Below are 21,660 nucleotides of genomic sequence, written 5' to 3'. Positions count from 1 at the left end.
GCCTTCTGGCCGACTGAATGACACAGGATCCAGGCTCTGCCTGGATCCTGTGTTTTAAACATGATGCGTTGTTTATGCGCATATTCAATGATGTATGAGGGATTTTGCCATGACCTTTGGCATCCCCATGCCAGCGGGCAACTATAATTTGGCTATTGTATCTTAGCCAAAAGATAGCCTTGATCCATCTGCTCCCTGGAACATACAGAACATGGGACCTACAACCGAAATGAAGATGAGAGGATACCTGCGGGAGTCGCTGCTATGAAAAAAACAGAAACATCAACCCCTGGGTTTTTTATACCGCGACCCTTTTGCTCATGCTAATCGTCGGCTTTGCCGTATTAGATCCCGCTCAAACCGAACAGATTTTTAAGAAAGCTCAGGCGCTGATCGTAGCCCATCTAAGTTGGTACTACGTGCTGATCGTGGCGATCATCGTCTTCAGCGTGGTGGTTGTCAGCTTCTCTAAATATGGGGATATCAAGCTAGGTCCGGACCATGCCGAACCCGATTACAGCTATCTCTCCTGGTTTGCCATGCTGTTCTCGGCCGGGATGGGGATTGGCCTGATGTTTTTTGGTGTCGCAGAGCCTGTGATGCACTTCCTTTCACCACCGGTCGGCAATCCGGATACGGTCGCCGCGGCCCGTGAAGCCATGACCCTGACCTTCTTTCACTGGGGACTACATGCCTGGTCAATCTATGCGATCGTCGCCCTGATCCTGGCCTACTTCAGCTTCCGGCATAATCTGCCCCTGACCCTGCGCTCGGCCCTGTTTCCCATCATAGGTGAAAAGATCTATGGCCCTGGGGCCATGCGGTTGATATCTTTGCCATTATCGGCACCGTATGTGGTGTGGCAACTACATTGGGCTTTGGGGTACTACAAATTAACTCTGGTCTTCATCACCTGTTTGGGGTCCCGGTGGATACCAAGGTACAGATCCTGCTGATCATAGTGACCACTGTGCTTGCCACCATCTCGGTCGTAGCCGGGCTGGATAAGGGGGTCAAACTGCTGTCCCAGATCAATATAGGTCTGGCATTCGTACTGCTACTGCTGGTCCTGGTGCTGGGCCCCACAGTGCTACTGATGCAGAGCTTTGTGCAGAATATCGGCAACTACCTCTCTGAACTGGTGGGTAAAACCTTTAACCTCTATGCCTATGCCCCCACCGACTGGCTCGGAGGCTGGACCATCTTCTACTGGGGATGGTGGCTGGCCTGGTCGCCTTTTGTCGGCCTGTTTATCGCCCGGATCTCAAGGGGCCGCACCATCCGCGAGTTTGTCACCGGAGCCCTGCTGGTTCCGGCTGGTTTCACCATGCTGTGGATGACTGTATTTGGTAACTCAGCAATCAATATGATCTTCCATCAGGGGCTCGGCTCACTGGCCAAGATCGTCAGTCAGGATCAATCCCTGGCCCTGTTTGCCTTTTTAGAGCAGTTCCCCTTCTCCTCGGTGCTCTCTTTCGTCGCCATCATTATGGTGCTGGTGTTCTTTGTGACCTCGGCGGACTCAGGAGCCATGGTGCTCAATATGCTGGCATCCTACGGCCGTGATGACACCCCAATCTGGCAGCGGGTCTACTAGTCTTCTCTGGTGGGCTTCGTCGCCATCGCGCTGCTGATTGCTGGCGGCCTTAGCGCCCTGCAAACTGCGACCATCGCCAGTGCCCTGCCCTTCTCTCTGATCCTGATGGCCGCCATCTACGGCCTTTTCAAGGCACTGAGAATTGATAGTGCCAAGCGCGACAGTCAGCTGTTGGCGGTCACGGCTCCGACCCCAATTCAGGCTCGGGTTCCCTGGCAGCAGAGGCTGCAAAATCTGCTGGTTTTCCCAACCCGTAAAGAGGTGCGGATCTTTATTACCGAAACAGCCAAACCCGCCCTGGAGACCTTTGCCAAAGAGCTGGAGCGTAACGGCATCGAGGTTGATGTCGCACAAAAGAGCGCCACTCAACTACGCCTGACCGTCTCCCACGGTGAGGAGACCGATTTTCTGTATGAGGTACTGAGTAAGGCGCACTTACAGCCGGATGAATCCCTGCTCTGTGAAGAGATTGATGAGGCCGATGATAAGTATTTCCGCGCCGAGGTTCACCTCAGGGAGGGTGGCCAGGATTATGACATTATGGGCTGGAGCCAGGAGCAGATCATCAGCGATCTGCTGGCTCAATATGAAAAGCATCTGCACTTTTTACATATGCTTCGCTAGGCTCAGATCTTGAGTTCATGACCCAATAGGCTGCCTCGGCAGCCTATTTTTTTAGCGGCTTGCCTCTTTCATCGAAACTTATGCCACACTGATTTTACAGGGACTCGTATTTGACTCAGGGAGAGTAGCGATGACGCTTGAACAATGGATCCTAATTCCGGCACTACTCCTCATCCTGGGACTGCTGATCCTGGCCGGCAGACGGCTAATGCTTGGCATCGAGCAGCGCCAACGGGAAACCATCAAAAAGCGCAAGAAAGTCTCCCCCATAGCCACCGAATCCCCACTGGATCACCCCGCTCGCAGTGCCAAACAAAAAGCCCTCAAGAGCGTCGGACGCCGCTTTACCGTGATCCGCCGTGGTCTGATGGTCATCGTTCTTCTTCTGCTCATTATGATCGCCAGCATCCCCCTGCTTGGGATCTTGCCTGCCGCTGCCGTGTCGCTGGCGATCGGCCTGGTGGGTGTCATCGTCGGTATCGCCGCCCGCTCCACTTTGGAGAATCTTATCGCCGGGATCATGCTCACCTTCTCCGGGGTGATCCGTGAGGGGGATACAGTCATAGTTGGCGATCACTACGGCACCATCGAGGATATCACCTGGACCCATTGCGTGATTAAGATCTGGAACTGGCGGCGCCATCTCATTCCCAACTCAGAGCTGCTGTCACGGGATTTTGTCAATCTCACCATCCATGACAGCTATCAATGGTGCCATGTCGAGTTCTGGGTTGCCGCCGATGCCGATCTTAAAGAGGTCAAAAAAGCTGCCATCGAGGCAGCTCAAATGAGCGAAAGTCATGCAGGGTATGAAGATCCCAAGTTCTGGGTGATGGAGATGGGAAAAGAGGGCCTTAAGTGCTGGATAGCCGCCTGGGCTGACTCACCCAGTGAAGCCTGGGAGCTCGGCAATGATATCCGCACCGAACTCACCGCCAGGTTGCAGCAGCTCGGGATCCTTTATCACAGAGTCTATTTTACCCTGGATCAGAGTAGAGAAAACCAACCCTCATTGACCGAGGTGACCCAAAGCTCACCACCGCATGACATTCGGGAGCGCTATCAGGCCTAATCAGCCAATGTTGTTAAAAAGCTCAGGCTGCCATATGGCAGCCTGAGCTTAAGAGCAGGTGAACTTAGCTCGGATTAAAAAATCCGCTTGAGCACCGGAGTCTTGCAGATAAGATAACCAATAGCAAAAGAGCCGATCACCGAGGGGATCGCGATTACCACAAAATTAATTAAGGGTGTCTGTGCCATAAACGGCTGATAAAGGTCTGCGGCAAATTTCATTGGGACATTCTGCACCACATAAGCGGCAAAAGCGGTTCTTGCCAACAGTGAACTCCATTTGCCTTTGCAATCAAACAAGATCTTGAAGCCATAGAGCAGAAACATCGACATGCCAATGACGGTAAACCCACGGGTTACCATCTCATCGTACAAACCATAGCCTGACGCTATAGGAGCGATAAACGCCTTCGCTATAATCCACATCAGGATCCCGGCAAAGGCATGTTTAAACTCCAATTTATCCAGCCACTGGTATTTGTAAGCCTGAATCCCAAAGTAAAACATAGAGATATACAGGGGAAAGTACTTCAAGAGGTGGAAACCTAAGAAGTCCTGACCCAGCATCTTCATCAGATAAAATCCAAAAAAATTAACCGGGATCATCACCACGGCAAACAGCAGGATCTTCCAAAGTGCCGGAAATGGCTTATCAAGCTGCTCCTTTGAGCTCCCAGTGATGACAATGCGGCACAGGGCAAACACCCCGCTAAACACAATCAGGGTCCAGCAAAACCAGGTCACACCTAAGATAATATTTCCGTTAAGGAAAAAACCTTCTACATTTGATCTGGCGAAATCAACTGAACCAATAACGGGAAAGATAATAAACAAAGTGATCAGGGTTGGGATCCCAAGGCGTTTTAGCTTATCAAGCATAAATCTCCCTGCGCCCTTGCGCTCGTACGAAGGGATCACAAAATAAGCCGAGATAAAGAAAAATAGTGACATAAAAAATGACTGATTGATCCCTTGAAATGAGCCCAGAATTCCATACTGATATTGCATCGATTCTTTGACATGAGGCAGGTTATAACCGATCGGATCCAGGCCTGCCGTCGAGGCACAATGGTGCAAAATCACCAATACCGCCAGCACCCACTTGATATTATCCAGAAAATCATAGCGCCTTGGTTTTACCTGAGTATTCATTGAATATCCTATTTATATATTGTACTAATCAGTAATGAGCAGACAAATAAACGACCACTCTAGACCCTGTCAGAGGAAGCACAAAAAGCAGAGCGTTCGATCAGCTTATCGTGAAGGCTTCGGCTCCCAGCCAGCCACCCTGTCCATCATAAAATCGATAAAGGCTCTCAATTTTGGCTGCTCATAGCGAGCAACCTGATAATAGAGATAGATAGGCCAGGGCTTGAGCCAGTACTCTTCAAGTACCTTCACCAAGCGCCCCTCCTCAAGGGCTTGCCACAGTGGCGGATAATATTTTTTATATCCGACCCAAATCCCAAGCCCATCACAGGCAAGCTTGAAGCGACCATGGTAATCGGTACACTCCACCGCTAACCTTGGGAGGACGTAACTTAAGTTTGCCGGTTCGTAATAATGAGTCCCCTGAGTGATGGGTAACAGGTTTCGTGGCTCCGCCGTACCATCGGCAATCAACCAGTGATCGAGGAGCTCTCTTGGGGTCTGCGGCATCCCATACCTATCCAGATAATCGGGAGAAGCATATAGAGAAAGCTCTGTCTCAAACAGCAACCGCCTTTTTAGCCCCTGCTGGCGACGTCCCAGATACTCATTCATTCCGAATGCCAGATCAAAGTTCATCTCAGAAGGATGGATATGCTCTTTAACATAGTTTATGTGGAGCTGGATATCCGGATACAGCTCCCGAAACTCCGCCAGATGAGGCATCATCAGGTACTCTGAAAAAGGCTGCGCAGCCAGGATCTCCAGGCGGCCACTCGGCGAGCTATGAAATGAGCGGCTCCACTGCTCCAGCTCATCTGCCGCATTCACTATGCTTCGACACTTCTCAAGGTAAGAGCTCCCAAAATCTGTCAGACTCACCTTCTGTGTCGTGCGCTTTAGCAGGGATAGACCCAGCTCCTCCTCCAGGCGTTTGACCTGCTTACTCAGGGCCATTGCAGTCACAACCAAGTGCTTCGCGGCACTGGTAAAACCACCATGTTCGGCAACGGCAATAAAGGCGCGCATTGCATCAAGTGTCGGCATACTCACTCCAAGCTTATCAACTTGCCGTTTATAACAGTTAAACACCTCGTCGGTTTAACTGCCACAGCTCCCCTCCTAAAATAGCCGCCCATGAGCCAGAAATGCTCAATAAACAACCACTGGTAAAACTAACTCTCCCTGTTGTGCTCTAAGCCAGACCCTAAGGAGGAGAATCAGCAAACCAGATGATAAAGCCGAATATGAGGTAAGCCATGAGTCAATACAGAGATAAGTTAATTCAGGAGCTACAAGCCGTAAACCGCTGGTTAAACTCCAAGGAGCTTTCCGCTAAAACCGGTATTTCAGAAAATGCAATCTACTGTATCTTTGCCTGTCTCGATTGTGAAGAGGTAATTTGTAAACGGGGCGCCCAAGGGGAAAAGCTATTTCACTATAAAAATAATCCCTGGCTATGGAATATTGCCTTAAACTTTCCAGCCAAACAGAATTTCGAACTAACCCTGGCTTAGAGGGTTATTGCAGCCACAATAGCCTGAATGACAACAACAAACTTCTTATGTCATTGTTTTAAAAGAAACTTAGCGACACACACAACAAAGAGCGATGCACTGAAACTATCATTCTCTGCGAAAAAAAATGACAGTTATTTTGTGTTTCGAATTATTTCAACAGCGATATTAATTTTATTTGAAAATACAATATGTACGACAGATTCATTCGTATGAATTATCAACCTTTCGTTTATAGCAACCAAACCAAAAGTTTGTTTGTGGAGTTTGCCTCCTCTTTTAGAATTGAATCCTATTATATTCATGAGGATTACCTCTCTTTTAATAACCGGTGAGAGATATGCAGATGAGAAACTTGAAAAGTGTGTCCCGTTATCAGGATTTTATCACTCACGATCTCACAAACTATATCTATCAAAACCTGTGCCGACCTCTTTCGATGGATGAACTCTCGGAATACTGCTCTTTATCCCTATTCTATTTTCAACGCATATTCAAAATAGTAATGAACGAGAGTGCCGCTGGTTTTATCCGGCGCATTCGATTAGAGTTTGCGGCTCAGTATCTACTGGACACCAACGAGACCAACATCACAGCCATAGCCCATCGCTGCGGCTACTCCAGCTCACAAAACTTCGCCCGATGCTTCAAACAAAAATTTGGTGTCACTCCTTCTGAGTATCGCAGCAGCAAGCTGCGGCACCGTAGCTTAGAATTTTTAACCCATCAACTGCAAGAGCTGACACACAGAGGGCCACTGCAACATATTAAACCGATGCAACCCGTCTACTGTGAAACCCTTGAGCTTCCCGATTCTCAGGTGGCCTACATCCGAAAGCAGCGCCCCTATAATCTCAGGAACACCATGGATGCCTTTGCTGAGCTAAGAGCAAGAGTTGCCCCGACACCACTTCCCAAAAATCCCCTGACATTTGCCCTCTACTGGGATGTCCCCCTGGTCACCCAGGATGAGAAGTGCCGGCTGGATGCCTGTGTTGAGCTTGAGCATGCTCAGTCTGACCAGGAAAGCTATCACATTCAGACTGTTCAGGGAGGGCTCTACCGGGTTTGTCACTTTGAGTTTTATGGTGGCCAGGGTGAGTTCAACCAGGCATGGGTATGTGCGATTAAAGATTTCACCGACAGTGCCATGTTACGCAGCCACAAACCCGTTTTTGCTCGTTTTGATAACCGTAATGACTGGAACCCGGAGCTCCCCTGGTCTTTTGATATCTGTATTCCAATTGAAAGAAACCGCCCTTAGGCACTGCTTACAAAGAGCTGAGTCGTTCTGCTCAGCTCTTTTGTGCTGCTTTCCAGTCCTGGCTAGTCCTGCATAGCTCAAATACATTAACCACTACACCTGCACCATGAAATACCTGAGCCATGGATGGCGAATTGCGTAGCTCGATTACATGGACGTAATCGCGCGAAGCGAGCTTTTGCTGACTTTTGGCGATACAAAAGTCAGGTGCCGTCGGGCACCCCCGACACGGTTTGCCGCACAGCGGCAAACCAGAGCCATTGGCATAAACATTAAGGATAATAATGCTTAGCTACACTAGTCCTTATAAACTTTTGGATTAAACAGATCCCTGAGCCAATCCCCAGAAGGTTGATCACCAGAACCAGCACCACCAGCACCAACCCGGGAAACAGAGTAATCCACCAGTCACCGGAGAAGATATATTTAAAACCTATGTTGATAAGAGATCCCAGGGAGGGGTGATCAACCGGTAATCCCAGCCCCAAAAACGACAACGCAGCCTCCGACATGATGGCATTAGCGATCTGCACCGTCGAAATCACCAGTATCGGAGACAAACAGTTCGGCAGGATGTGCCTGAGCATGATCCTGGGGGAGCGAAATCCCATCACCCTTGCTGCCTCCACATACTCTTTTTTCTTCTCAGCCAACACGGCCGCTCGTACGGTTCGAGCGTATTGGGGCCATTCAGCCACACCTATGATGATCACCAGCATCGCCACTGCAAACTCGGCAAACAGCGCGGTTCCCAGGGCTGCCTGGAAGATGGCGGAGACGATGATCGCTATCATCATGGTCGACAAGGATAGCTGAATATCCGCAAGACGCATCAGGAAATTATCGATGCGTCCACCAAAGTAACCCGCCATCAAACCGATCACCACCCCCAGAAAAACCTGTAGGCAAACGGCCAGAAGGCCAATGGTCAGGGAGAGCCGTGTTCCGTAGAGTATGGTCGAGAGAATATCTCGCCCCTGATCGTCGGTTCCCAGAATAAAATGGGGATCTCCCCCTGCAGCCAGGCAGGCGGAAGCTCTGAGTTCATCAGGTCGATAGAAGCCAGATCATAGGGATTGGTTGGCGCGATCCAGGGTGCCAGCAGGGCAGCGACCAAAAGAGCCATGAATACTGCGAAGCTAAAGATGGCAACCTTGTCACGCATGAAGTAGTAACAAAAATCGGAGTTTTTAAAGCGGCTCCAGCGCCCGGCTATCGCCAGATGTGGACTATTCATCATCAGGCTCCCTTACTGGCGAGTTTAACGGTCGGGTTGATCAGGCCATACAGGAGATCCACCAGGGTATTGGTCACCACAAAGATAAGCCCCACGAAGATGACGTAAGCTGTGATCACCGGCGTATCGACCCGGGTGATCGCCTGCAGAAACAAAAAGCCGGTTCCGGGCCACTGAAACACGGTTTCGGTAAGTATGGTATAGGCCACCATGGTGCCGATTTGTACCCCACCAACCGTCAGAACCGGCAGCATGGTATTTTTCAGAGCATGCTGATAATAAACCCGGCCCATTTTTAGCCCCTTGGCCCTGGCAAACTTGATGTACTCCGAACCAAGCACCTCCAGCATCTCCGAGCGCACCAAACGAATAAACAGTGGCAACATGATGGAGGCCAGCGAAACGCAGGGTAGGATCAGGTGCTGTAATCCATCCAGAGTGAAGTAGCCGGACTGCCAACCCAGCAGATCCCGGGTTTCTCCCCGACCAAAGGTGGGCAGCCATCCCAGATATACCGAGAAGAAATAGATCAGCATGATCGCCGTCAGGAACACCGGAATGGAGATCCCTATGGTGCTGACACCCAGCACCAGCTTAGTAAATAGATTCTTGGGATGAATCGCGGTATAGACCCCCAGTGGAATAGAGAGCAGCAATATGATCATTGAGGCACCAAACACCAACTCCAGGGTGGCAACCAGCTTATCCTTGATCACATCCACCACCGGGCGCTTATAGAAATAGGAGGTACCAAGATCCCCGTGCATCGCCTTTTTCACAAAACGGCCATATTTCACCAAAAAGGGAGCATCGAGTCCCATCTGGTGACGAAGCTCGGCTCGCTCCGCGTTGGAAACCGACTGACCCACCAGCTCGCGAAGCGGATCTCCCAGGTTATCCTGAATCGCAAAGGCAACCAGGCTGATGATAAACATCACGATCAGAGCCTGAACCAGTCGCTTAAATAAAAACCCAGCCATCATTACCTCGTTTGATCATCTGAAAAAGTGCCAGGGCGAGCCCTGGCACGGTCGCTAGCTGTCACAGGGACTAGCAACAAATCATGAACTCTTTTGATCGACAACCAGATCGCCCAGGTAGGGCATATTAATGGCATTAACCACCGGTTTGATATGTAAACTGGTCTTGGCTGCCCAGGCCAGGTTGTTGTAGTAAAGAGGAACGAAAGCTGCGTCTTTATACAAGATGGTCTCTGCCTCTTGCAGCATCTTGCCGCGCTTGTTGGGATCAATCTCGCTGTTAGATGCGATGATCAGCTTATCCACTTGTGGGTTGGAGTAATAACCACAGTTATACTGGCCCGCCCCTGTCTTGGGATCACGGGTCATCTCCAAAAACTGCACAAAGTTAGCTGAGTCATTGGTATCTGAGCTCCAGCCGATCATCATCATATCGGCGGCACACTTATCAAACTCCGGCCAGTACTGGGCCTTCGGCATCGTCTTAAGCTCGACCCTGATGCCAATTTTACCCAGCATCGATTTAGTGGCCTGAGCCACTTTTTCATCATTGAGATAGCGGTTATTGGGCGCCATCATGGTCAAGGTAAAGCCATCCGGATAACCCGCCTCCTTCATCAACTCTTTGGCTTTTTTGAGGTTATAACGGGGAACCAGGGCCGGATCATAGCCAGCATATCCCTTAGGACTCTGTTGCCCGGCTACCGTTGCAAAGCCACGCAATAGCTTTTTCACGATCAGCTCATTGTTGATCGCATAGATGATCGCCTCACGCACCTTTTGGTTCTTCAGGGCTGGATTGCTGTGCTGGTTCATCTGAAAGGTCAGTGAGCGAGTCCCGGCCATGGTCACCAGCTGTAGTCCTTTGCTGCTTCGGATATTACGAAACTCATTCGGACTCACCGGGGCTATCATGTCGACATCCCCCGTCTTCAATGCCAGGTAGCGAGAAGCCTCATTAGCGATCGGCAGCAGGGTGATCTCGTCAACATTGCCCTTAGAACTATGATCCCAGTAGCTTTTATAGCGGGTGAAAACATCCTTGATCCCCTGATCCCTGTGGGTAATGATGAAGGGCCCGGTCCCCGATTCGTTGGCCGAGGCAAAGGAACCCACATTTTTAATAATCGCGGACTTATCCTTGCCATCCTTGGTTTTGCCCGAGTAGAATTTTTTATCCATCACAAAGATGTAGGTGGCATTCTGTAGCACCAGTGGATATGGGCCCTTCGAGATGAGATCCACAGTGTACTCATCGACTTTTTTCATCCCCACATAGGGTTCAAAAATCCCCTTGAAGTCCGGAGAGCCCTGCAACCGCTTAAAGGTCCAGACTACATCATCGGCGGTCATCGGATTCCCGGAGTGAAAGGTCACACCCTGACGAAGGTGAAAGCGGAAGGTATGATCATTGACTCGCTCCCAGCTGGTTGCCAGGCGAGGCTCAAACTGCATATCCTGAGTCAGGCGCACCAGGGGATCGAACAGCAGATGCGACATCTGCAGGGTTCCACCGGAAAGCTGCTCCTGCGGATCCAGTGATACCGGATCGGAATCATAGGCGATCTTAATATTGGCAGCGACGCTACTAAAGCTCAGCCCGGCCGCCATCAAGGCGATGGTTATTTTTTTACTCAAGTATTTCACACGATACTCCCCTGCTGTCATCACTTTTTATAAGGCCTCAGTTCAAGCTGAGACTCGATTAGACACACTGTGCCTGTGGCTCATCCATCCCGGTAAACTCCGGCATGAAGGAGATCAACTGCTCACTGTATGGGTGCTCAGGTTGGGTAAAAAGTTGCTCTGTGCCTGCGATCTCCACCAGAGTGCCCTTTTGCATCACCCCAATCCGATCACACATCTGGCGGATCACCGGGAGATCGTGGCTGATAAACAGCATGCTGAGGTTGAGCTCATCCTGTAGATCTTTCAAAAGATTGAGGATCTGCGCCTGTACCGAAACATCCAACGCTGATGTTGGCTCATCACAGATCAGCAAACGAGGCCGGGTTGCCAGGGCCCGGGCAATCGAGATCCGCTGACGCTGCCCACCGGAAAACTCGTGAGGAAACTTGACGCCGCTGGCAGAACCTAATCCCACATGATCCAACAGGTCGGCAACCACCTGCCGGGTTTGGGATTCACTCTGTGTCAGCTTATGAAAACGGATCGGCTCTGCGATAATGTCAAACACCCGCATCCTGGGATTCATCGAAGAGTAGGGATTTTGAAATACCATCTGCATCTGACGACGCAAAGGCCTGCGATCGGCTTCGCGCTTTAAAGCGGTGAGATCGATCCCCTCGAAAATGACTTGCCCGGAGTTGGGTGGGTAGAGACCCGCAATCACCCGGGCAATGGTCGACTTTCCGGAGCCTGATTCCCCGACCAGACCAAAGGTTTCCCCTTCAAAGAGCTCAAAGCTGACTTGATTTGAGGCCTGAACATACTCTCTGCGGCTGGGAAACAATGAATCCCTGGTGGTGAAACGCAGATTAATATCTTTGACCTGGAGCAATGCCCCCTGATAGTCCCGCTGATCCTCACTCTGACCCAGCCAGTGGGTTTTTACGTCCAGCTCTGTCATCTCGCCAGCCTGCTCGATGTAATTGACCAGGGGGAAACGCCCCAGCTTGATATCTGAGCGCGGCACCGCCGAGATCAAGCTCCGGGTATAGGGGTGCTGTGGCTGGTGCAATACCTTAGAGGTTTTCCCGATCTCAACCAGCTCGCCCCGATACATCACTGCGACCCGGTCGGTAACATTGGCGACCACTCCCATATCATGGGTCACCAACATACATCCCACATTACGAATCACGCAAAGCTCTCGGATCAGGGTCAGGATCTGATCCTGAATCGAGACATCCAGGGCCGTCGTCGGTTCATCGGCAATAATAAAATCCGGCTCGCCGGCCAAAGCAATGGCGATCACCACCCGCTGACGCATCCCACCCGAGAACTGATGGGGATACTGTTTGATTCTGAGCTCTGGCTCAGGGATCCCAACCTGCTCCATCAGGGACAGGGCGCGCTGGTATGCCTCCTTTGCTGTGACATCAAGATTTGCCCGGATCGTTTCTATCAGCTGCTTTTCTATGCGAAACAAAGGGTTTAGAGAGGTCATGGGGTCCTGGAAGATAAAGCCAATTTTATTTCCACGAACCTTTCGCATCGATTCAGGCCTAAGGTGAGAGATCATCTCCCCCTCCAGGTAAACCTCACCACTTGCGATCTTGCCCGGAGGGCTGAGAAGATCGATAACCGCGTTACCAACCGTGGACTTACCCGCCCCCGACTCACCGACCACCCCGAGGATCTCACCACGCTCAATATTAAATGACAGGGAACTAACCGCTTTATGAATACCATGCCGGGAGGGATATTCGATACAAAGATTTCTGACTTCAAGTAATGCCATGCTCAGACCTCTACCGCAGATGACGCCTCCTTCACCATCACCAGAAATGAAAAATCATTCAGGGCTAGTTCAGTTCGCGAATAAATATGCAGTCACAATCTGTCAGAAAACTATCGAAACATCAACAGGCTATCATTTTTGAAACTTTTGTATTTTATTTATAAAAAGCGTGATTTATTTAATTATTCTTCAATCAACAGGGGATAACGGCTCTCATTTTCATTAAGAACCCGGGGAAACGTGATAAGGATCACTTAAGTATCAGTCGTGAAGAAGCCGCCAAATGGCTATTTGACAGCTCAGTCTCTGATATTTTATCTCCTGCCTCCCCCTCCAGAATTGAATGAATATCCAGTTCCTGATTAGCCATTATCTGGGATTAATAAAACTAACCCGATATAACAGTGATTTGATATCAAGCCGTGACAGCAGTTAAGCTGAGCGGACTACCGATTAGGTTTCAGACAAAGAGATTTAATAGTTTTTCTAAGACACTGAGCGTAGAGGTTGAGCCCGGACTTGTCGAAGTGAAAAGTTTGCCATTCATGATTATCCGGGGAAGATTATTTTTTTTAAGCGGCGGGAAAATTATGAAAAGAGCCCAGAGAACCCCCCAACACTTTTATGTTAGTGAGTGCTCAGTCACAAAATTTGACCCACAAGTGGTCTGATATTCAGCGAGTTCTTAGCTAAATCGGAGCCATCAATTGAGTGAGAAAGCATGCCTATCAAGATATAGCTTGAGGCTGAACAACTAGAGCACTTTAGGATTAACCCGGATCATCATTTCAGCTTGGACAAAAGAATTTCTGGCTTTGCTAAGCAGACCTTCTGCAGCATGGACGGAGTTGCAATGCAACGTAGCGAGAAGCAGGGAGGCCGAACTGGAAAAGATTATCAGGGAAGATAATCGCTGCAGCAGAGCGCCAAGGGCGTGGTTGCATCGCAACAAGCAAGAGGCATGGGTGGAATTACCTCCTGGCAATGAAACGGGAGGCAGAATGCCGAGCTGGTGAGGATGCCCATGGATGGGCATCGCCGAACTGGTAAGGATTATCATGGATGATAATCCTTACCAGTCAGTATGCAAAGCCAGAGATTAATCCCAGCATTGGCTCCATTTATGGAGAAAGTGCTCTAGAGCGGGATAGTACAGCTGATGGGTTTTACCCCTGGTATAGACCAAAAAAAAAGGAGCCCTGAGGCTCCTTTTTTCTGAAATCTTGTCAGTATTAGTGACGCAGACCCAGACGACCGATCAGAGTCTTGTAACGCTCAACGTCAGTCTTCTTCAGGTAAGCCAGCTGGTTACGACGCTGTGCAACCATACGCAGCAGACCACGACGGCTGTGGTGATCGTGGATGTGCTTAGAGAAGTGACCCTGCAGGTGGTTGATCTGAGCAGTCAGCAGAGCAACCTGAACTTCAGGAGAACCGGTATCGCCTTCAGAACGAGCGTACTCAGCAACGATAGCCGCTTTTGCTTCAGCAGTTAGTGACATAATAAAACTCCAAATAATGTAAATGTTATCGCAGCCAATCACTAACTCAGCTGCGATGTGAGGGCGCATTCTACCACCCCCACAGCTTTTTTCAACGAAAAGCCCGTAAAACCTTTTTCGGCCTTCAAGCTGTTCATTCAAACTCTATAACAGAGGGTATCTTGATAGAAACCAAGCCCCATCGACAGCAGGGATGCTGTCGCTGAGCATACATGGATGTATCCACTGCGTGGGCGCAGTTTCTATCAAGATAACTTAAAAGCAAACAATCAAAGACAGCTTGCCTCTACTCCCCCATGCGTACCAAACGACGCGGCGCTACCTTGCCGTCGTCATCGATCTCGGCAACCCCGATAAAGGTACGCTCGGGACCAACGGTCATCCGCACCGAGCCCTCTAAAGGAGCTCCCGGCACCTGTACCGCCTGACCCTGCTGCACATAACTAGCCACCATGGGCAGCATGTTGACCTCGGGCAGGTTCATCACTGCGGTATCGATCGGCAGCAACAGGGGATCCAGCACCTCACGGGGAGGACGGGTATCCGCCTTAGCCTGCTCGAAGATCGCGCCCAGCTGCTCCAGGGTGATCATCCGGGCCGCCGGATATTGGGCAACCTGAGTACGCCGCAGCTGAGTCACATGGGCACCACAGCCCAGGGCCTCACCAATGTCATCCACCAGGGTCCGGATATAAGTCCCCTTGGAGCAGTGAACCTCCATCTTGAGCTCATCGCCTTCAAAGCTATCGAGCTTAAGCTCAAAGATAGAGATGGGACGCGCCTCCCGGGGTACCTCAACGCCTTCACGCGCATACTGATACAGGGGCTTGCCCTGATACTTAAGCGCTGAATACATAGAGGGGATCTGCTGCTGATCACCACGGAACTGATCCAGCACATCCAGTAGCTCACTCAGGGCTACATTTACCGGGCGGGTTGCGATCACCTCACCATCAGAATCGCTGGTGCTGGTCCGCTCACCCAGTTTTGCGGTCACCTGATAACGCTTATCAGAGTCCAGCAAAAACTGAGAAAACTTGGTCCCTTCACCAAAACAGATCGGCAGCATCCCGGTTGCCAGAGGATCAAGGGCCCCTGTGTGACCGGCTTTGGCCGCATTATAGATCCGCTTTACCTGTTGCAGGGCATCGTTAGAGGTAATGCCGGTGGGCTTATCCAGCAGCAATACCCCATGGACGTCACGCCCTTTAAAACGACGTCTTCGCGCCATTTATTCCTCACCCTCTTCAGTCCGGCCCGCTGCCGTCATCCGCTCTTTATCGCTCGCGACAGTCTGGGACACCAGGTTCGAGAGGCGCATCCCCTCGACCAGAGTCTTATCATAAGTAAACTGAAGCTCGGGAATGACCCGCATCCGCATCGACTTGCCAAGCAAGGAGCGGATATACCCGGTCGCAGTGCCCAGGGCCTTTATGGCCGCATTGATCTTCTCCTGATCATTGTCCAGGAAAGTCACAAATACCTTGGCATACTGCAGATCGCGGGAAAGCTCCACACCGGAAACCGTCACCATCTGAACCCGGGGATCCTTGATCTCCCGGTGCAGAATATGAGCCAGCTCTTTTTGCAGCTGCTGGCCCACGCGACGAGTACGACTATAATCTTTCGCCATCTCTATTATCCAAGAGCTAAGCGCGCCTTACAGCTCGCGCTTCACCTCAACTGTTTCATAAACTTCGATCTGGTCACCGACTTTAACGTCGTTGTAGTTCTTAACACCGATACCACACTCGTAACCAGACTTAACTTCAGGCATATCATCTTTGAAGCGACGCAGGGACTCAAGCTCGCCCTCGTAGATAACCACGTTATCGCGCAGCACGCGGATTGGGTTGTTACGCTTGACCACGCCCTCGGTCACCATACAGCCGGCAACGGAGCCGATCTTCGGTGAACGGAATACGTCACGAACCTCGGCCAGACCGATGATCTGCTGCTTAAACTCAGGAGCCAGCATGCCGCTCATCGCCTGACGAACTTCATCAATCAGGTCATAGATGACGCTGTAGTAACGCAGATCGATATGCTCCGCATCTACCACCTTACGGGCAGAAGCATCGGCACGGACGTTAAAGCCCAGTACGATCGCGTTGGATGCCGCAGCCAGAGTTGCATCGGTTTCGGTGATACCACCAACACCGGAGCCAACAATCTTAACCTTGACTTCATCAGTTGACAGCTTCACCAGAGAGTCAGAGATAGCTTCCAGAGAACCCTGTACGTCCGACTTAAGAACGACGTTCAGTTCAGAAACCTCACCCTCGGCCATGTTAGCAAACATGTTCTCAAGCTTAGCCTTCTGCTGGCGCGCCAGTTTAACTTCACGCAGCTTGCCCTGACGATACAGTGCCACTTCACGCGCCTTACGCTCGTCACGAACCACGGTCGCTTCATCACCCGCCGATGGCACACCGGACAGACCCAGGATCTCAACCGGAATCGAAGGACCAGCCTCGGTCACTTCACGGCCCAGCTCGTCACGCATCGCACGAACTCGTCCATACTCCTGACCACACAGCAGGATATCACCCTTCTTCAGGCTACCTGATTGCACCAGGATGGAAGCGATAGGACCACGCCCCTTGTCCAGGCGAGATTCGATCACTATGCCGCTTGCCATTCCCTCAGGAACAGCGGTCAGCTCGAGAACCTCGGCCTGCAGCAGAATTGCTTCCAGCAGTCCATCGATGTTGGTTCCCGCCTTCGCAGAGACGTGAACAAACATGTGATCGCCGCCCCACTCTTCAGGGATAACGTCATGCTGAGCCAGCTCGTTCTTAACACGATCCGGATCCGCTTCCTCTTTATCAATCTTGTTGACCGCGATGATCAGAGGCACCTTGGCTGCACGAGCATGCTGAATCGCTTCGATAGTCTGAGGCATCACCCCATCATCGGCCGCAACCACCAAAACTACGATATCTGTCGCATCGGCACCACGAGCACGCATCGCGGTAAAGGCCGCGTGTCCCGGAGTATCCAGGAAGGTGATCATGCCGTTGTCTGTTTCAACGTGATAAGCACCGATGTGCTGGGTAATACCACCCGCCTCACCATCGGCAACCTTGGCCTTACGGATATAATCCAGCAGGGAGGTTTTACCATGGTCAACGTGACCCATTATGGTCACAACCGGCGCACGCGGCACTGCAGACGCTTCGGTATCCCGATCCTGCATTACCGTCTCTTCCAGAGCGTTCTCTTTGGTGACGATGACCTTATGGCCCATCTCTTCACCCACCAGAACTGCCGTCTCGTGATCGATAACCTGATTGATAGTCGCCATCGCGCCCATCTTCATCATCACCTTGATCACTTCTGTTGCCTTGACAGCCATCTTCTGCGCCAGCTCGGCAACTGTGATGGTCTCTCCGATCTTCACATCGCGCTCAACCGGCTGGGCTGGCTTATTAAAGCCGTGCTGCAGCGTTGAAGGAGACTTGTTATCACGAGTATCACGACCGCCTTTCTTATTACGATCGCGCTTACCACGCTTACCACGAGCACCGCGCTCATTGGTCTCTTTGGTCTTACGAGCAGCAGCACTTGGTGCACGCTTACGTGCCGGCTTGCGCTCCTCGTCCTGATCCTGCTTGTCTTCAGCTTCACGAGCATAGGCCGAAGTCGTGACATGGTAGTCAGATTGAGCTTCGTTACGCTTACGCGCTTCCTCTTCCTCTTTCCAACGCTGCTCATTCTCTTCGGCCAGGCGACGTGCCTCTTCGGCCTTACGCTGTGCTTCAGCTTCCGCCTTACGCAGCGCTTCTTCTTCTTGTTTCTGTTTTAGTGCAGTTTCATCATGGCTAGCCATCTGCTTGGTTGCCTCTTGCTCGGTCGTTTGCATTAAGTCCCTTGTCGATTTTTCCTGTTCAGGCTTGGACTGCTGCTCGACCTTACCCTCGGCCTGTTGCTTCGCCTGCTCCTGCGCTTCACGCTCTGCCTTCTCTTGGGCTTCACGCTTCGCCTGCTCTTGGGCCTCACGCTTCGCCTGCTCTTCGGCTTCACGCTTCGCCTGCTCTTCGGCTTCACGCTTCACCTGCTCTTCGGCCTCACGCTTCGCCTGCTCTTCGGCCTCACGCTTGGCCTGCTCTTCGGCCTCACGCTTCGCCTGCTCTTCAGCTTGCTGCTTCTGCTCCTCTTCCAGAGCAGTACGGCGTACATAGGTACGCTTCTTACGAACTTCAACCTGAACCGACTTACTCTTACCACCGGTACCCGGCACACTCAGGGTACTCTTGGTTTTGCGCTTCAGGGTCATGCGCGCCGGTGCCGAGTCGCTGGCACCATGCTGCTTTTTCAAGTGGTTGAGCAAGGTTGTTTTTTCCTGCTCAGTCACCATATCTCCCGCCGTCTTTTCAATCCCTGCCTCGACAAATTGCGACAGAAGACGATCAACCGGTGTGTCGATGTCAGTAGCAAGTTGCTTTACTGATACGTCCGCCATTCATTACCTCCGTTGATCTGCTACGATTACTCATCCCCAAACCAGCAGATGTTACGAGCAGCCATGATCAATTCGCCCGCCTGCTCTTGAGAAAGCTCTTCAATATCACTCAGATCATCGATACCCTGCTCAGCCAGGCCTTCCAGATCTGTGATTCCCTTAGCTGCCAGCGCATAAGCAAAAGCACGTTCCATGCCTGGCAAGTTGAGTAGTTCTTCAGAAGGATGCGCCTCCTCCAAAGAGACCTCCTGTGCCAATGCCCGGGTAGTCAGAGCATCTTTGGCCCGCTGACGCAGCTCTTCAACCATCTCTTGCTCAAGATCCAGAGCCAGCAGCTCATTCATAGGCACATAAGCGATCTCTTCCAGGCTGGTGAATCCTTCTTCGATCAGCAGGGTTGCGAAATCTTCATCAATGCCCAGGGCATCTTCAAACTCGCCAACCGCCTTATCCGCTTCCGCCTGGTGCTTCGCCTTGGCTTCTTCAACCGTCATCACATTGAGCTCCCAGCCGGTCAGCTGAGATGCAAGACGCACGTTTTGACCGTTACGACCGATCGCCTGAGCCAGGTTTTCAGACTCCACGGCAATGTCCATGATATGAGCGTCTTCATCAACCACGATAGAAGCCACTTCAGCCGGGGCCATCGCGTTGATAACAAATTGTGCAGGATTATCATCCCACAGCACGATGTCGATACGCTCGCCACCCAGTTCACCGGAGACCGCCTGAACACGTGCACCACGCATCCCGACACAAGCTCCCACCGGATCGATGCGCTTATCATTGGTTTTAACGGCAATCTTGGCGCGTGAACCCGGATCACGGGCAGCACCCATCAGCTCGATTAGCTCTTCACCAATCTCAGGCACTTCGATGCGGAACAGTTCCTTAAGGAACTGAGGGTTAGAGCGGCTAACAAACAACTGCGCACCACGTGCCTCAGGACGAACAGCAAACAGCAGGCCGCGAACCCGATCTCCCGGACGGAAACTTTCACGTGGCAGTAGATCGCCACGACCGATGACAGCCTCGGCATTGTTGCCCAGGTCCATGATCACATTGTCACGGCTGGATTTTTTCACCACCCCGGTAATGATCTCACCCTCGTGGTCAATGAACTGCTCGATCACCTGAGCACGCTCGGCTTCACGAACCTTCTGGACGATCACCTGCTTGGCGGTCTGGGTCGTGATGCGATCGAAGGTAACAGATTCAATCTGTTCCTCAACATAATCACCGGCATTCAGAGCGGGATCTTCAAACTGTGCCGCCTCAAGCGTGATCTCGCGATAAGGGTTCTGTACACCCTGCTCTTCATCAACAGCCATCCAGCGACGGAAGGTATCAAAGTCACCGGTTTCGCGATCGATACTTACACGAACCTCGATGTCACCCTCGTATTTCTTTTTGGTCGCAGTCGCGAGTGCAGTCTCCAACGCCTGGAAAATTTTCTCACGAGGAACTGATTTTTCGTTTGAAACAGCATCTACAACCAGCAAAATCTCTTTATTCATTTCCGATTGCCTCGTTAATCAAAATTCGGAACTAAATTTGCCTTCTGAATATTCGAGAAAGCAAAGACTTCATCCTTACCATCAACCATCACGGTGATCATTTCGCCATCAACCGCTTTGATCTGCCCTTTAAACTTACGTTGGTTACCCACAGCCATCCTCAGCATCAGCATTACATCGTGGCCGATAAAGGTTTGGTAATGTGCCAGCTTGAACAGAGGACGCTCGAGCCCAGGAGAGGAAACCTCCAGATTATAAGCCGTCGTGATCGGATCTTCGACATCCAGCACCGAGCTTATCTGATAGCTCACTTCCGCGCAGTCATCGACGGTGATCCCGCCTTCACGATCAATATAGGCACGCAGGGTTGAATGCTTCCCCGCACGCACAAACTCAACTCCCAGCAGCTCAAAGCCGAGAGCTTCAACTGGTGCCTCCAACAGCTCAACCAAACGTTGTTCCAGCGTAGCCAAAAACCACCCCCATACAGAAAAGGGCTAAAACAAAGCCCTGCATAACGACATAAAATGCTCAGATAATAAAAAGCCCCGATCAAGTCGGGGCTTTTATAACTGGACCCTTTGCGCCATAAACGCAAATAGGTTTGACAAGCAAGAGCCTGCCAAACCATAGACTTGGTTGCGGGGGCCGGATTTGAACCGACGACCTTCGGGTTATGAGCCCGACGAGCTACCAGACTGCTCCACCCCGCGTCCATAAACTCTTCACTCTAAAGTGATTCAAACTCAGTCTTACAATCAATGCTCAGTTTGAAATTTGGTGCCGAGAGCGGGACTTGAACCCGCACGCCCATACAGGCACTACCCCCTCAAGATAGCGTGTCTACCAATTCCACCACCTCGGCTAAAACCTTTATTACTTCTTACTCTCGGTACTTACCGGAACATCGCTGTCCTTGACCGGGAGTGTTTCAGGAGCTTTTTTCTCCTGAGCCACCTGCACTTGCTTGGTTACGCTCTCTTGCTTAACCGCCGGCTGAGAGAGGTTATCCCACTCGCTTTCGGCCTTCTTAGCATGACCCGACATATTGGTCAGAACCAGGCTAATCACTACAAAAAAGAAGGCAAGTACCGATGTCGTTCTGGTTAGGAAGTTTCCTGAACCCGATGCGCCAAACAAAGTGGATGAAGCACCTGAGCCGAAAGAGGCTCCCATCTCAGAACCTTTACCCTGCTGTATCAAAACGAGAGCTATCAAAGCAATCGCAACCAGCAGGTATAAAATCAACAGTATCTCGTACATTAACCTGCACTCGCTCTAGAGTTTAAAAGATCAAATTCCTCACTATA

At 51.1% G+C, this 21,660-nt stretch carries 15 protein-coding genes, 2 tRNA genes and 2 pseudogenes; 4 read left to right on the top strand and 15 right to left on the bottom strand.

Annotated features, from left to right (window positions below):
- Window positions 1-320: 320 nt before the first annotated feature.
- Together DB847_RS25460 and DB847_RS07000 are read left to right on the top strand one after the other, a co-directional pair.
- Window positions 321-2,221: pseudogene (locus DB847_RS25460) on the top strand (BCCT family transporter).
- Between the two features lie 130 nt (window positions 2,222-2,351).
- The gene (locus DB847_RS07000) at window positions 2,352-3,293 is read left to right on the top strand and encodes a mechanosensitive ion channel family protein (RefSeq protein WP_108650032.1); all 942 of its coding nucleotides are present in this window, start codon (window positions 2,352-2,354) and stop codon (window positions 3,291-3,293) included.
- A gap of 74 nt (window positions 3,294-3,367) precedes the next feature.
- On the opposite strand, the gene DB847_RS06995 is transcribed toward DB847_RS07000, so the two are convergent.
- Together DB847_RS06995 and DB847_RS06990 are read right to left on the bottom strand one after the other, a co-directional pair.
- Complete coding sequence (locus DB847_RS06995) at window positions 3,368-4,444, bottom strand: acyltransferase family protein (protein WP_108650031.1); 1,077 nt, start codon at window positions 4,442-4,444, stop codon at window positions 3,368-3,370.
- A 105-nt stretch (window positions 4,445-4,549) separates the two neighbouring features.
- Window positions 4,550-5,491, bottom strand: coding sequence for a LysR family transcriptional regulator (locus tag DB847_RS06990; protein WP_159084435.1), 942 nt, complete (start codon window positions 5,489-5,491; stop codon window positions 4,550-4,552).
- Between the two features lie 212 nt (window positions 5,492-5,703).
- Here DB847_RS06990 and DB847_RS06985 point away from each other — a divergent pair, with 212 nt between their 5' ends.
- On the top strand, window positions 5,704-5,961 hold the full coding sequence (locus DB847_RS06985; protein ID WP_108650029.1) for a hypothetical protein: 258 nt from the start codon (window positions 5,704-5,706) through the stop codon (window positions 5,959-5,961).
- A gap of 346 nt (window positions 5,962-6,307) precedes the next feature.
- A complete protein-coding gene (locus DB847_RS06980; protein WP_159084434.1) occupies window positions 6,308-7,225 on the top strand; it encodes an AraC family transcriptional regulator in 918 nt (305 codons plus the stop codon).
- Window positions 7,226-7,522: 297 nt separating this feature from the next.
- Here DB847_RS06980 and DB847_RS06975 read toward each other — a convergent pair.
- The 13 genes and pseudogenes from DB847_RS06975 to secG form a co-directional block, all read right to left on the bottom strand.
- A pseudogene (locus tag DB847_RS06975) lies at window positions 7,523-8,462 on the bottom strand (ABC transporter permease).
- 2 nt (window positions 8,463-8,464) lie between these two features.
- Window positions 8,465-9,442, bottom strand: a complete 978-nt coding sequence (locus tag DB847_RS06970; RefSeq protein WP_108650027.1) for an ABC transporter permease — start codon at window positions 9,440-9,442, stop codon at window positions 8,465-8,467.
- Window positions 9,443-9,523: 81 nt separating this feature from the next.
- Window positions 9,524-11,089, bottom strand: a complete 1,566-nt coding sequence (locus DB847_RS06965; RefSeq protein ID WP_108650026.1) for an ABC transporter substrate-binding protein — start codon at window positions 11,087-11,089, stop codon at window positions 9,524-9,526.
- 58 nt (window positions 11,090-11,147) lie between these two features.
- The gene (locus DB847_RS06960; RefSeq protein ID WP_108650025.1) at window positions 11,148-12,866 is read right to left on the bottom strand and encodes a dipeptide ABC transporter ATP-binding protein; all 1,719 of its coding nucleotides are present in this window, start codon (window positions 12,864-12,866) and stop codon (window positions 11,148-11,150) included.
- A 1,232-nt stretch (window positions 12,867-14,098) separates the two neighbouring features.
- The gene (gene rpsO / locus DB847_RS06950; protein WP_108650023.1) at window positions 14,099-14,368 is read right to left on the bottom strand and encodes a 30S ribosomal protein S15; all 270 of its coding nucleotides are present in this window, start codon (window positions 14,366-14,368) and stop codon (window positions 14,099-14,101) included.
- A 286-nt stretch (window positions 14,369-14,654) separates the two neighbouring features.
- On the bottom strand, window positions 14,655-15,599 hold the full coding sequence (gene truB, locus DB847_RS06945; protein WP_108650022.1) for a tRNA pseudouridine(55) synthase TruB: 945 nt from the start codon (window positions 15,597-15,599) through the stop codon (window positions 14,655-14,657).
- The gene (rbfA, locus tag DB847_RS06940; protein WP_108650021.1) at window positions 15,600-16,001 is read right to left on the bottom strand and encodes a 30S ribosome-binding factor RbfA; all 402 of its coding nucleotides are present in this window, start codon (window positions 15,999-16,001) and stop codon (window positions 15,600-15,602) included. It lies immediately after the preceding gene.
- Window positions 16,002-16,028: 27 nt separating this feature from the next.
- Complete coding sequence (infB, locus tag DB847_RS06935) at window positions 16,029-18,833, bottom strand: translation initiation factor IF-2 (RefSeq protein WP_108650020.1); 2,805 nt, start codon at window positions 18,831-18,833, stop codon at window positions 16,029-16,031.
- 26 nt (window positions 18,834-18,859) lie between these two features.
- Window positions 18,860-20,350, bottom strand: coding sequence for a transcription termination factor NusA (nusA, locus tag DB847_RS06930; RefSeq protein WP_108650019.1), 1,491 nt, complete (start codon window positions 20,348-20,350; stop codon window positions 18,860-18,862).
- Window positions 20,351-20,364: 14 nt separating this feature from the next.
- Window positions 20,365-20,823 carry a ribosome maturation factor RimP gene (gene rimP, locus DB847_RS06925; RefSeq protein ID WP_108650018.1) on the bottom strand — a complete coding sequence of 153 codons (459 nt, stop codon included), beginning with the start codon at window positions 20,821-20,823 and terminating at the stop codon, window positions 20,365-20,367.
- A 163-nt stretch (window positions 20,824-20,986) separates the two neighbouring features.
- Window positions 20,987-21,063: transfer RNA gene (locus DB847_RS06920), tRNA-Met, on the bottom strand.
- A 65-nt stretch (window positions 21,064-21,128) separates the two neighbouring features.
- Window positions 21,129-21,215 (bottom strand) — tRNA-Leu (locus tag DB847_RS06915).
- A gap of 11 nt (window positions 21,216-21,226) precedes the next feature.
- Entirely contained in the window at window positions 21,227-21,613 is a 387-nt protein-coding gene (gene secG / locus DB847_RS06910) for a preprotein translocase subunit SecG (protein WP_108650017.1), read from the bottom strand.
- Between the last annotated feature and the right edge of the window lie 47 nt (window positions 21,614-21,660).

The sequence above is a fragment of the Dongshaea marina genome (assembly GCF_003072645.1).
Classification (GTDB): Bacteria; Pseudomonadota; Gammaproteobacteria; order Enterobacterales; family Aeromonadaceae; genus Dongshaea; species Dongshaea marina.
This window is presented reverse-complemented; position numbering and strand designations above follow the sequence as displayed.

Coding starts and splice junctions, on each gene's coding strand:
- DB847_RS07000 (WP_108650032.1), top strand. CDS start 2,352: ATGACGCTTGAACAATGGATCCTAATTCCGGCACTACTCCTCATCCTG.
- DB847_RS06995 (WP_108650031.1), bottom strand. CDS start 4,444: ATGAATACTCAGGTAAAACCAAGGCGCTATGATTTTCTGGATAATATC.
- DB847_RS06990 (WP_159084435.1), bottom strand. CDS start 5,491: ATGCCGACACTTGATGCAATGCGCGCCTTTATTGCCGTTGCCGAACAT.
- DB847_RS06985 (WP_108650029.1), top strand. CDS start 5,704: ATGAGTCAATACAGAGATAAGTTAATTCAGGAGCTACAAGCCGTAAAC.
- DB847_RS06980 (WP_159084434.1), top strand. CDS start 6,308: ATGAGAAACTTGAAAAGTGTGTCCCGTTATCAGGATTTTATCACTCAC.
- DB847_RS06970 (WP_108650027.1), bottom strand. CDS start 9,442: ATGGCTGGGTTTTTATTTAAGCGACTGGTTCAGGCTCTGATCGTGATG.
- DB847_RS06960 (WP_108650025.1), bottom strand. CDS start 12,866: ATGGCATTACTTGAAGTCAGAAATCTTTGTATCGAATATCCCTCCCGG.
- rpsO (WP_108650023.1), bottom strand. CDS start 14,368: ATGTCACTAACTGCTGAAGCAAAAGCGGCTATCGTTGCTGAGTACGCT.
- truB (WP_108650022.1), bottom strand. CDS start 15,599: ATGGCGCGAAGACGTCGTTTTAAAGGGCGTGACGTCCATGGGGTATTG.
- rbfA (WP_108650021.1), bottom strand. CDS start 16,001: ATGGCGAAAGATTATAGTCGTACTCGTCGCGTGGGCCAGCAGCTGCAA.
- infB (WP_108650020.1), bottom strand. CDS start 18,833: ATGGCGGACGTATCAGTAAAGCAACTTGCTACTGACATCGACACACCG.
- nusA (WP_108650019.1), bottom strand. CDS start 20,350: ATGAATAAAGAGATTTTGCTGGTTGTAGATGCTGTTTCAAACGAAAAA.
- secG (WP_108650017.1), bottom strand. CDS start 21,613: ATGTACGAGATACTGTTGATTTTATACCTGCTGGTTGCGATTGCTTTG.